We start from the raw sequence: 12,916 nt of genomic DNA on the forward strand, positions 1-12,916 counted from the left end.
AAAAAAGCCTTGCCCATCAAACATTTGAATGGCAATTTCGCTGTTAGTCGACTTTCGAAGGAATAGAGAATGATTTTCGCTTTGCTATCTGTAATAGATCTTGTTTTTAGTGTCTATATTTTCATTCTCATTGCAGGGGCTGTATTTTCCTGGCTTTATGCGTTCAACATTGTAAATCCGCGCAATCCACTCATTGCTGCAATTGGCAATTTTCTTTATCGGGCGACCGAACCGGTGCTCGCGCCGATCCGGCGTATTCTGCCAAACCTCGGATCAATCGATATTTCGCCGATTGTCGTATTTCTGATTATCTATTTTATCCGTATTTTTATGTGGCGCGCCTATTTTGGCGTCTTTTTTTAAATCCGGACGACGCATTCCGATTTAAAAAAATAGTCAAAGAAAATAGTAAGGAACGCGGTCGGCATCCTTCATTTCTGTGACGGTTTTTATTGCCCTTAGTGGACCTTTTTGTTCCGGCTTAAAAATACTGCCCCTAAACACAAAATATTGGTGAAGATGAGGTAGAAGGCGGGCGAAGCTGGATTTCCTGTGAGCTCCAAAATCCACGTAACAATGATTTGGGCTGTTCCGCCGAAGAGGGAAATTCCCAAAGCATAAGAGATGGAAAATCCGGTAGCCCGCAATCTTTTAGGGAAACATTCGCATAAGAATATGACAATTCCGGCGCCGCTAATGTTCTGCAAGGCCGTAAAAATTGTAATAACGCCGAAGAACACCCAAATATTGTTAAATTGGTTGACGAGATAAAGTCCGGGCCACAGGATAACAAGCAATATGATGCGTGGAACAACGATTGTTATCCGCCGTCCGAACCGGTCTGCACAATAACCGCCGATCAGCGCAAAAATCACAACACCCAATCCGACGACAAAAGTGGCAAGCATCGCAAAATTCTCGCCGTAATGGAGCTCGGTCAGGGCGTAAGTCGTTGTGTAATTTAAAAAATATTGCGTAACGGTACTGCCTGAAAGTACAAATATCCCGATAAAAATCAAAGCGCTGTGATGCTCGAATATCTCTTTCAATAAACCCTTTGTAGAGTGATCTTCGGATTTGTCTTCAAGCTTTAATGTTTCGCCGAGATGACGACGCATCAAAATTGCAATCGGTAAAATGCAAAGTCCAAGACCAAATGCGATCCGCCACCCCCAATCGGTCTGTTGCTGGGGATTGAGACAAAAACTAAGAATATAGCCGATCAAACCGGCGGTTATTGCTGCCCCCCCCTGTGCCACAATCTGCCAGCTTGCATAAAAAGCGCGTTTTCCTTGTGGAGCGGCTTCCATGATGAATGTTGTCGCCGGTCCTGCTTCTCCACCCCAAGCAAGCCCTTGCGCCAATCTCGCAACGACCAGCAATATCGGCGCGGCAATTCCGATTTTCTCATAACCGGGGAGGAGAATAAGCCCTGAAGTACCGACTGCCATCAACAACATTGTGAGGATCATTGCAGGTTTACGCCCGGCTTTGTCGGCATATGTACCGATAAGGATCGCACCTAACGGACGGGCTATAAAACCTATGCCGAATGTTGAAACCGACAAAATGAGGCTGGAAAAGGCGTTGTCAGACGGGAAAAAGGTTTTTCCGATCATGACTGCAAATGTTGTGTAGACGATAAAATCGTAAAATTCGACGGCATTACCGATAGCAACGGCGGCAACATCACCCTTGGTGATATGGTGTTTTTTTTCAGGGGCTTTTATTGCTGCATCCATACGTCAAAAATCCCGTTGCACTATTTTTATCGGAATTGGGGCACGTTTTACACCAACTATTTTCAACCTTTTAATCAAAAAGACCGGTTGCGCACAGACATCGAAAAAGTTTTTTGATGCGCGATGACATTTTGATGAGGTCTCGTCTTCATAAGCAAATAATATTATTTTTTCTGTAATTTCGAGTAATTATCATCGGAAGCTTATAGGAAACTCACGCGAAATCGCAAATCAACAGCTTGTCAACACCATGTTTTTGACGGCATTTTCTCTTATCAGGACAGACCTGAATTTCGTTCAATCGAAAGTGGCGCTACCACGCAAAGTAAATAACAATTCAAATAAAAACTGGCGATGGCAAATAAGCCAGCCAGTCATTGCGATGGTCGAGTAAACACATAAGAGGCGCCCGAGAAAATTGTTTATACAATTGATTAAAAAACAACGCCCGCCAAAGTTTGACGGGCGTTGTTATGAAATGGGTTTAATGCAGATTGATAGATAACTATCAATTATTTCTCATGACTATTTTTTTGCGCGCTTGATAGCCTTGTTGATAAGTTCGCGGGCAAAATCTTCGTCTTCCCAACCGCCGATCTTCACCCATTTGCCGGGTTCGAGATCTTTATAATGCTGGAAAAAATGTTCAACCTGTTTCAAGGTTATTTCCGGCATATCGGCATAATCATGCACGTCAATATAACGTTGTGTCATTTTCGGTGTCGGAACAGCAATGATTTTTTCATCTTTGCCGCCATCATCTTCCATGATCAAAGCACCAATCGGGCGGCAATTGATAACGCAGCCTGGAACAAGCGGACGAGTGTTGAGAACGAGAACATCAATCGGATCGCCATCTTCGGACAATGTGTGCGGAACGAAGCCATAATTGCCCGGATAGGTCATCGGGGTATAGAGGAAGCGATCAACAAACAGCGCACCGGACTTTTTATCCATTTCGTATTTGATTGGTTGCCCGCCGACCGGCACTTCGATGATAACATTAACATCTTCCGGCGGATTTTTGCCGATGGGGATCAAATCGATATTCATAGAGACATCCTTTCCAGAAATAAGAAGAGCCGGACACCGTTACGGCATCCGGCTTGAATGGACAAAAATCAGGCAGCACTGTCCGACGGACGTGGCTTTCCGTTTCTTTTACGATCAATCGGATCGAGGTAAAGCTTGCGCAGACGAATGTTCTTTGGCGTAACCTCGACGAGTTCGTCATCCTGAATCCACGACAACGCACGTTCCAATGTCATTTTGATAGGAGGAGTGAGTTTCACAGCCTCATCCTTTCCGGCAGCACGAACATTGGTGAGTTTTTTACCCTTCAAGACGTTTACGTCCAAATCATTATCACGTGAATGGATGCCAATAATCATTCCTTGATAGACCTTGACACCTGCATCAATAATCATCGGACCGCGGTCCTCGAGATTGAACAGGGCATAGGCTACCGATTCACCATTATCATTGGAAATCATGACACCATTGGTACGTCCGGCGATATCACCCTTATAAGGTTCATAGTCGTGGAACAGGCGGTTCATGACAGCAGTACCACGCGTATCGGTCAATAATTCCGATTGGTAGCCGATAAGGCCTCGTGTAGGTGCGTAAAAGACCATGCGGACACGATTTCCACCTGAAGGCTTAAGCTCGATCATCTCGCCTTTACGTTCCGACATTTTCTGGACGACAATGCCGGAATATTCCTCATCAACGTCAATGACAACTTCTTCGACCGGTTCAAGCTTGTTGCCATTCTCGTCGGTATGCATGACAACGCGCGGACGCGAAACCGAAAGTTCGAAGCCCTCACGGCGCATATTTTCAATCAAAACAGCAAGCTGCAATTCGCCACGGCCTGAAACATAGAAGGAATCCTTGTCTTTCGATTCCTCGATTTTCAATGCAACGTTACCTTCGGCCTCTTTGAGCAAACGGTCACGAATAACACGACTTGTAACTTTGTCACCTTCTGTGCCGGCAAGCGGACTGTCGTTAACAAGGAAACTCATTGTTACTGTCGGCGGATCAATCGGCTGCGCCTTCAAAGGCTCGGTTACTGACGGGTCACAGAATGTGTCGGCAACGGTACCTTTTTGCAGACCGGCAATTGCAACGATATCGCCTGCGTCACCTTCTTCGATAGGTTGACGCTCAAGCCCGCGAAAGGCAAGAATTTTTGAAATTCTGCCGGTTTCAACAAGATTACCCTGCTGGTCGAGAACTTTTACAGCCTGGTTCGGTTTGATTTTACCGGAGTGAATTCTGCCTGTGATGATACGTCCCAAAAATGGATCGGCTTCCAGAATAGTACCGATCATCGTGAAGGGGCCCGGAGCAACAGTCGGAGCCGGTACGTGGCGCACGACCATATCGAACAACGGTGCCAACCCCTGATCTTTCGGGCCATCGGGGCTTTCGGCCATCCAGCCATCGCGACCGGAACCATAAAGGATCGGGAAATCGAGTTGTTCATCTGTTGCGTCAAGGGCGGCAAACAGATCAAAAACTTCATTGATAACTTCTTCAGGACGTGCGTCGGGGCGGTCGATCTTGTTAATGGCAACAATCGGACGCAGGCCAACCTTCAAGGCTTTGCCAACAACAAATTTTGTTTGCGGCATCGGGCCTTCAGCAGCATCTACCAGAACAATGGCACCATCCACCATATTAAGGATACGTTCCACTTCGCCACCGAAATCGGCGTGACCAGGGGTATCAACGATATTGATACGCGTATCTTTCCATACGACAGAAGTAACTTTGGCAAGAATGGTAATTCCACGTTCTTTTTCAATATCGTTGGAATCCATCATACGCTCGCCAGTGCGTTGGTTTTGGCGGAAATTTCCTGATTGCTTTAATAGCCCGTCCACAAGGGTTGTTTTACCGTGGTCAACGTGGGCAATGATTGCAATATTGCGCAATTGCATGTAAATCTTCTTTTCGTTCACTGAAATTTCGAAAATACGGCAACAAAAAGCTGCCGCATGGTGTTGCATGCCTCTTACAAGTTTTTTACGGTTTTTGGAAGAGGGGGAAACCTTTTTTAGCTAAGATAAACGCATTATCATAACTTTGAACCTTCGAAGGCATTCTTCCGATTATATGAGAATAGTCGATTGCCTAATCAATATCTCGCTGTCAAAGGCCTTCTCTCAAGCAAAATAATTGTTAAAAAATTCACGTAATTCATAGACAAAATCGAGAAGCGCGCTGCAACTATTCTATTTTGCCATAGTTTTAAATTGCCACAAAAATCTATGTCGGCACGCGCGAAATTTGCTTGTAAATCCCGATTGTACCTTTGTAGAGTCATGGCCGCTGTTCAATCTTGAAAAGAACAGCGGCCTTAAACAGGGACTCACAAAAGTGTGCCGCTCAAAATAAGTGCAGCGACAGAAAAATAGATAACAATACCGGTCACATCGACCAGTGTTGCGACAAAAGGTGCCGAAGCACTTGCCGGGTCAAATCCCAGACGGTTCAGGAGGAATGGAAGCATCGAGCCCGTGAGACATCCGAACATAACAATGCCGATAAGGGCGGATCCCACGGTTATGGCCACCAGCACCCAATGCTCGCCATAATCGTATATTCCGGTTTTTTGCCAAACGATAATACGTATAACTCCGATCAATCCGAGCATGGCGCCCAAAGACACGCCTGCCGGTATTTCTCTTAAAGCAACTTTCCACCAATCTTTGAGTTCAAGTTCTCTCAATGCAAGTGCACGAATGATAAGTGATGTTGCCTGTGAACCGGAATTACCACCCGAACTCATGATAAGCGGAATAAAGAGGGTAAGAACAATTGCCTTTTCAAGTTCGACTTCAAAATGTTGCATGGCACTGGCAGTCAACATTTCGCCCAGAAACAGAACGGCAAGCCAACCGCCACGTTTCTTCATCATATCGATAAAACCGATATCCATGTAAGGCTTGTCGAGTGCTTCCATACCACCGAATTTATAAGCATCTTCACTCATTTCTTCGGTCATCGCATCAAGCACGTCATCGACTGTCACGATGCCGATCACGTGGTCTGTTTCGTCAACAACCGGAACCGAGAGCAGATCGTGACGCCGGAACAGGCGCGCGACCTCTTCCTGATCGGTCAAAGGACCAATCTTGATCGGTTCGCCATTCGTTGCTGCATCAAGAATCGTATCGTCAGGATTGGCGAGGATAAGATTTCTGAGTGAAACTGCTTTGATAAGAACACTGGTTTCGGGATTAATGACATAACTTGCATAAACTGTCTCGCGCGTACGTTCGACATCACGAATATGGTCAAGTGTTTGACGAACCGTCCAGGTGGAAGGAACAGCAATAAATTCTGTTGTCATCAAAGCGCCGGCGGTGCCATCAGGATAACTTGACAGCTTTTTCATTTCCGCACGGGTTAGTGGCTTCAGGAGAGGATAAAGTTTGGCACGCGTAGTCTCATCCATTTCCTGAAATACATCTACAGCCTGGTCGGCGGACATTCCGTCAAGAATGATGACAGAACGATCTGTAGGCAGCATTTCAAGAATTTGTCCCGGCTCGTCAAGCTCCGGCTTGTCGAACAGCTCGATAGCATATTCGATTGGCAAAAATTTGAACACGTTCACTCGTTCGACAATGTCGAGATCGTTGATGACATCGACAGCGTCGGCAAAATGCAGACGGCTCAAGCGCTCGGCAAGCGCCTCAGCAGACAGCGTTTTGACATCAAATGCTGAAGTCTGGTTTTCAGTCATGATGGAGCTCCTTAAGGACAGTTCGTTACGGACATTCAACCTGTGGGGTAACCTGTCGTGCAGGTTTGACATCCCGACAGATCATGTGGGGGGAGCATTTCCCTACGCAGATGTTTCAATTGTTATGTTTTGACCGAAAGTCAAGCACTGTTTGGCTATCAGTCACTTTTATTCCTGAAAAGCCAAAAAACAGTGGAAATTTCAAGTCCGATCGATTGCTTTTCATGCGGCATGTTTCATTTAAAGAATTGCTTTTTAAAAGGCTTATAGAGCCGAACGGATTGAATGAACTTGTTTTGTAGCGGCGCGATTCCTGAGTACAACAGCCTATCCGTTGAATAATATATTTAATGATAATTATAAATAGATATATTATTATATATAAATTTATTATCATTGAATAATTTATATTGAAAAAATGAAATATTTTTCATCGAAGATATTTTTTGAAAATTAGTTAAATTGTTTTATTGAATTTTTAAATTCAAAATAAGATGTAACAATGAAGACGACTATTTACCTTTGTATCTTTTTGATAATAATTTCTGCTATGGCAATTGGTGACAAAAACGCTATTGTTGATGAGGAACAATCGGTGAATAGAATGAATTGCTTCATTTGCCACCTTCAGGGTGTGAGGCAGAGCATAACCACGAATAGAGATTGATGTGAAACGCTTGAACGATTTTTCTCGATTGACCGGAAAATCGGTCTTATTGCTCAAAACAGCAACAAGATATTTATTAGCGTGCCTTCTATCCGGATGCGGCATTTTTTTACTCTGTGCGCCGGCATTACTCTGTGCACGGGCAATTGCCTCGGAATTAAAAATTGCTCTGCAGGATGATCCGGACAATCTTGATCCTGCTTTAGCCAAAACTTTTTCAGGGCGGCTTGTTTATACTGCTATGTGCGACAAACTTATCGATATTTCGAGAGAAGCGGATTTTGTTCCCGAACTTGCTCAAAGTTGGAGTTTTTCCGACGATGGAAAGACTTTGAAGTTGCACTTACGAAAAGATGTCATCTTTCACGATGGCACGCCGTTTAATGCCGATGCGGCAATTTATTCCTTAAAACGTGCCATGAGTTTTTCGCATTCTGTTCGCGAAAACGAGTTGTCCTCGGTTTCCGGAATTGAAGCGACAGGACCGTTTGAAGTGACAATTAAATTGAAATATCCTGATGCCGCACTTTTATCACATCTGGCCGATCGGGCAGGGGTGATGGTTTCTCCCAAGGCAGCCCGCGAAATGGGAAGTGACTTCGGTCTCAAACCTGTTTGTGCCGGACCTTTTCGTTTTGTAGAGCATGTTCCTCACGACCGGATTGTTCTTGAAAAATTCGATCGTTATTGGAATAGCCAAGAAATCAAACTTGATCGGGTGACTTTTTTGTCGATTGAAGATCCATCCGTGCGTTTTTCGAATTTGCGTGCCGGAATTGTCGATATGACCGATCGACTTTCTTCGGGTGATTTTGACAAAGCAAAAACAGTATCCCGCCTCCAAACTGAAAGAATGGCAAGTGAAGCCTATATTGCATTAACGATCAATATAGCGAACGGAAGCAGGGCAGCAACGCCACTTGGACAACAAAAATTGCTGCGGCAAGCATTTTCTCTTGCCATTGATCGCGCTTCTATTCGCGATAATGTTTATGGTGGTGCGATGGTTGTTGGCAACCAGCCATGGGCACCTGATACAATCTGGTTCAATTCGGGCTATCCAGTTCCTCCGCGCAATCTTGAAAAAGCGCGCGAGCTCATTCAACAAGCCGGTTTTGCAAATCAGAAAATCAACGTTCAGATTTCCCACAGCAATGAACCGACAGTTGTTCAAGCGATGCAGGCTATAAAGGTGATGGCAGATGAAGCCGGTTTCAATGTAAGCCTTCATCCTAAAGAGGAAACCAAACTTGCTGCCGATAATAGCCAAGGCAATTTCGAAGTTTCGGCACAAAAATGGAGCGGACGAATTGATCCGGATGGAAATGTCTATTGGTTCGTAACATGTGAAGGGGGTGACAATATCGGTAAATATTGCAATCCCGACCTTGATAAAAAATTGTCGGCTGCCCGTGAAACACTTGATCCGGCAGAAAGAGCCGATCTTTATCATTATGCTGCATCTGTGCTTCAGGAAGATATGCCGATCATCTATCTGGGGCATCCCGATTATATCTATGCCTACACCAAAAAACTCCATGGATTCCATCCTTATCCCGATGGCATGATAAGATTTTCAAATATGTATAAAGATTGAAGAGCAGGCGACTTTTACCTTAACCTTTAATGGTAGCTGAAAATTCATTAAAATGGACTGTAATTTGGGTTTGCCCTTTGTTATTTGCTAATTTTAACTTTTAAAAATACAGCATCTACAAAAAGATTTTTTAAAATCCTACAATGTGCCTGTCGAATTTTTAAGGCACTATTTGTGATAAAATGTTGTGAGAGAGTCTATGTTGGATAATCGGGAGACGTAACAATATCAGTTTAATGAAATCGATTACCTGTTTAAAATCGTTTTCGTAATTGTCTAAAAGTGTTCCCGGAATGCTGGCATTCATAGTTTTAATCATTACATGAATAACGTATTGACCAATTGCAAATGAATTGCAGCAAAATTATTGGAGAAAAAATATGTCAAAAACGGCGTTGCTGGAGTGGTCCGGCTTTGAAGGTTTGCCCGATTTTTCAAAGATCCGCGATGAAGATTTCAAGCCGGCTTTCGAAGAAGCATTAAAAGATGCCGAAGCCGAAATCGAACAAATTGCTGCCTCTCCGGAACCTGCCACGATCGACGGTTTTTTACAGTCGTTCGAACTGGCAGGTCAGCCTCTTGACCATGTATGTTCTGTTTTCTTTCTCCGTTCGGGTGCCTATAGCAATGATCTCATTCAGCAATTGGAACAGGATTTCGTACCGAAGTTATCTCGTTATTCTTCAAAATTGATGATGGATCCGCGACTTTTTGCAAAAATCAATGCTCTTCATGATGAAGCGAAGAAAAACGCATTCGATGCCGAAACCACGCGTGTGATCGAGCTTACTTGGAAAGGTTTTGTTCGTAACGGTGCGCTTCTTGATGAAAAGGACAAAAAAAGGCTGGCAGAGATAAACGAGAGATTGGCCTTGCTTGGCGCGCAGTTCGGTCAACATGTGTTGAATGATGAAGCCGAGTGGGTTCTTTATCTAGAAAAAAAGGATCTGGCAGGCCTTCCCGATGACCTTATTGCGACGATGAAGGAGACGGCAAACGAAAGGGGAAAAACGGATTCCTATGCATTGACACTTGCTCGTTCTGTTGTGGAACCGTTTCTTACTTTTTCCGACCGTCGGGATTTGCGTCAGATTGCTTTTGAAGCATGGGCAAAGCGCGGCGAAAATGGCAATAAGAATGATAATCGGAAGATTATCAGCGAGATTGTGGCATTGCGTGATGAAAAGGCAAAGCTTCTCGGCTTCAAATCCTTTGCCGATTTCAAACTTGACAACACAATGGCTAAAACGCCCGATAATGTGATGAAACTTTTAATGCCGGTCTGGAAGCGGGCTGTTGCAAAGGCTGAGAAAGAAGCAGAAGAGCTACAAAAACTGGCAGCGCAAACGGGGAGCAATGACGAGTTGGCTGCTTGGGATTGGCGATATTATGCCGAGAAACTGCGCACCAAATTGTTCTCCTTCGACGAAGCTTCGGTCAAAGTCTATTTCGAACTGAATAAAATGATTGAAGCCGCATTCGCCACGGCAAAGAAGCTTTTTGGTGTAACTTTCGAAGAAAAACATGGAGTACCACTGTGGCATCAGGATGCCAGACTTTTCGAAGTAAAAAATCCTGACGGAAGCTTACGCGGGCTTTTCATTGGTGATTATTTTGCGCGCCCGAGCAAACGTTCTGGCGCATGGATGAGTGAATTGCAAACCGAACATCATCTGGGAAAAGGGCGTAAACCGATCATCTACAATATTTGTAACTTTGCCAAACCGCCCAAGGGAAAACCGGCACTTTTGTCATTGGACGATGCGCGAACCTTGTTTCACGAATTTGGACATGCCCTCCATGGTTTGTTATCGGAAGTTAAATGGCCATCGGTTTCGGGAACTTCGGTTGCCAGAGATTTTGTCGAACTGCCTTCGCAATTGTTCGAACATTGGGTCACTGTTCCTGAAACATTGAAAACTTATGCCAGAAACGTCAAAACCGGCGAGCCTATGCCACAGGAGCTGCTTGACAAGGTTCTCGCTGCGCGCACTTTCAATGGCGGTTTCGATGCTGTCGAATTTACTGCCTCCGCACTTGTTGATATGGCTTTCCATGCTGGCGGAAAGGTTGATGACCCGACCGAATTCGAGAAAAATGAGTTGAAAAAATTGGGTATGCCAAAAGCAATTATAATGCGTCACCGTCCGCCGCATTTCACCCATGTTTTTACCGGTGACGGTTATTCGGCAGGCTATTACTCCTATATGTGGGCGGAAGTTCTTGATTCAGATGCCTTCGAGGCCTTTGAAGAAACCGGCAATGCCTTTGACCCGCAAACGGCGGAAAAACTGAAAAAATATATTTATTCAGCCGGCGGAAGCCGTGATCCCGAAGAACTCTACAAGGCATTTCGCGGCCGCTTGCCGAGCCCTGATGCGTTGATGAGAAAACGCGGAATTTGATTGGAAATATTGTTTGGCTTGATTTTATCCAATCGGATGAAGGAAAAAATCCTCTCATTCGGTTTTTTGTATTATCCAAAAACCGCGTATAAAAATTAAAAACCGGAACATTCGATTGGAATAATCGGAAAAGCCAAGAGACTTGAAATGCGAACTGAAAAATTAGGTGGTTAGAGGCAATTTCCAAGCTTTATCTTGGAGACATGGATTAAGAAAAACTTGAATTCCTTCGCTTTTGACAGCTTAATCGTGCAGTAGTAAGAGACATTGGAAAAACTCTAAAATTCGGATTTTGAAAAATGGAAAAGTTCACAACACTGACGGGCGTTGCAGCGCCAATGCCGGTGGTTAATATCGACACCGATATGATCATTCCGAAAAATTATTTGAAAACAATCAAGCGTACCGGCCTTGGAAAAGGGCTTTTCGCAGATATGCGCTATCGCGATGACGGTTCGGAAAATCCTGATTTTGTTTTGAACAAGCCTGCCTATCGTCATGCAAAAATCATTGTTGCGGGCGATAATTTCGGTTGCGGTTCCTCGCGGGAACATGCACCATGGGCGTTAGCCGATTTCGGCATAAGGTGCGTTATATCGACCTCATTTGCCGATATTTTTTATAATAACTGTTTTAAAAACGGAATTTTGCCGATCATCGTCAGCCCCGAAGATTTACAAAAACTGATGGAAGATGCAGAACGTGGTGCCAATGCAACGATGACAATCGACCTTGAAAAAAAGGAAATTCATGGTCCTGATGGTGGCACTTTGAAATTTGATGTTGACGAATTTCGTCGTCATTGCCTGTTGAATGGTCTCGACGATATCGGGCTCACCATGCGCAAAGTATCCGAAATCGATTCTTTCGAGAAGAGGAACGCAAAAGCGCATCCATGGGCTTGAATAAATCAGGTCTTAGATATCGAAATTAATTTGCAGCAATAGAAAATTGCTGCTTTCACACACTGGCGATCTGGTGTGTTTTTATGAGTGAAACGGAGCATGTAATTTATATGGCTAGAACGGATCATAGTCATAACTGGGCTACCCGCTTGTCTCCAAGTCTGAATGAAATTGATTCAATTGCCCGCAACGCGTTTGCAAATTTGCCATCGAGATTTCGCGTTCTCTGCGACAATCTTGTTATTTCGGTCACAGATTTTCCTGATGACCAGATGATGGACGATATGGGACTGGAATCCCCCTTTGAACTTTTGGGGCTGTTTGAAGGACAAGGCCTTAGCGAACGCTTTTCTCTGAATACCGGTAACGAGACCAACAGGATTACATTGTTCAGACGGCCAATCCTTGATTATTGGACAGAAAATGATGAAGCGCTTGGTGATATCATCACCCATGTTCTTATTCAGGAAATCGGACGCAATTTCGGCTTATCCGACGATACATTGGATGAAATCGAAGAAGCTGTCGTATAAAAGAAAAAGCGGACTTTCTGTTTTTCGGTAATTTTTAAGCTCCCATTATAACCGGACACAACTTTTATTTTATTCGATCCCTTTACCAACGAACATATCCGGCTCTACTGGCTGTTTGTGTGCCAATTCGATGTGATAAGTTGGAAAGAATTTACTGAAAGTTTTTAACAAACAACTTGAAAATCGGGTTCAAGTGCTGCTCTGGAATTTAGATGTCATGCACCTTCGATCGGCAATTGTTTTTAACAATTATTCTCTATGCGTGAATTATATTCCAGCAGTTGCCGATCGCTTTTCAGTTGATT

9 protein-coding genes are annotated in these 12,916 nt (G+C 44.2%); 5 read left to right on the top strand and 4 right to left on the bottom strand.

Annotation, left to right across the window (positions count from 1 at the left end; translation table 11 throughout):
• The first annotated feature begins 69 nt into the window (after nt 1-69).
• The gene (locus H3V14_RS06165) at nt 70-363 is read left to right on the top strand and encodes a YggT family protein (protein ID WP_075870256.1); all 294 of its coding nucleotides are present in this window, start codon (nt 70-72) and stop codon (nt 361-363) included.
• Nucleotides 364-458: 95 nt separating this feature from the next.
• Here the strand turns inward: H3V14_RS06165 and H3V14_RS06170 are convergent, their stop codons facing one another.
• The 4 genes from H3V14_RS06170 to mgtE form a co-directional block, all read right to left on the bottom strand.
• Complete coding sequence (locus H3V14_RS06170; protein WP_198227352.1) at nt 459-1,742, bottom strand: MFS transporter; 1,284 nt, start codon at nt 1,740-1,742, stop codon at nt 459-461.
• 525 nt (nt 1,743-2,267) lie between these two features.
• A complete protein-coding gene (gene ppa, locus H3V14_RS06175) occupies nt 2,268-2,795 on the bottom strand; it encodes an inorganic diphosphatase (protein ID WP_075870254.1) in 528 nt (175 codons plus the stop codon).
• Between the two features lie 68 nt (nt 2,796-2,863).
• Nucleotides 2,864-4,693, bottom strand: coding sequence for a translational GTPase TypA (gene typA, locus H3V14_RS06180; RefSeq protein ID WP_075870445.1), 1,830 nt, complete (start codon nt 4,691-4,693; stop codon nt 2,864-2,866).
• Between the two features lie 431 nt (nt 4,694-5,124).
• Nucleotides 5,125-6,504: a magnesium transporter gene (gene mgtE, locus H3V14_RS06185; RefSeq protein ID WP_198227354.1), complete on the bottom strand. Its 1,380-nt coding sequence runs from the start codon at nt 6,502-6,504 to the stop codon at nt 5,125-5,127.
• A 668-nt stretch (nt 6,505-7,172) separates the two neighbouring features.
• Between mgtE and H3V14_RS06190 the strand changes: the two genes are divergently transcribed.
• From H3V14_RS06190 to H3V14_RS06205, 4 genes are all read left to right on the top strand, one after another.
• The gene (locus H3V14_RS06190) at nt 7,173-8,768 is read left to right on the top strand and encodes an ABC transporter substrate-binding protein (protein WP_369522678.1); all 1,596 of its coding nucleotides are present in this window, start codon (nt 7,173-7,175) and stop codon (nt 8,766-8,768) included.
• 380 nt (nt 8,769-9,148) lie between these two features.
• Entirely contained in the window at nt 9,149-11,173 is a 2,025-nt protein-coding gene (locus H3V14_RS06195; RefSeq protein WP_075916137.1) for a M3 family metallopeptidase, read from the top strand.
• Nucleotides 11,174-11,472: 299 nt separating this feature from the next.
• Nucleotides 11,473-12,078, top strand: a complete 606-nt coding sequence (leuD, locus tag H3V14_RS06200; RefSeq protein WP_075870250.1) for a 3-isopropylmalate dehydratase small subunit — start codon at nt 11,473-11,475, stop codon at nt 12,076-12,078.
• 110 nt (nt 12,079-12,188) lie between these two features.
• Nucleotides 12,189-12,611 (top strand): metallopeptidase family protein, encoded by a 423-nt coding sequence (locus H3V14_RS06205; RefSeq protein ID WP_198213465.1) that lies wholly within the window; start codon nt 12,189-12,191, stop codon nt 12,609-12,611.
• The last annotated feature ends 305 nt before the right edge of the window (nt 12,612-12,916 follow it).

It is taken from the genome of Bartonella sp. W8151 (assembly GCF_016100385.1).
GTDB lineage: Bacteria > Pseudomonadota > Alphaproteobacteria > Rhizobiales > Rhizobiaceae > Bartonella > Bartonella apis.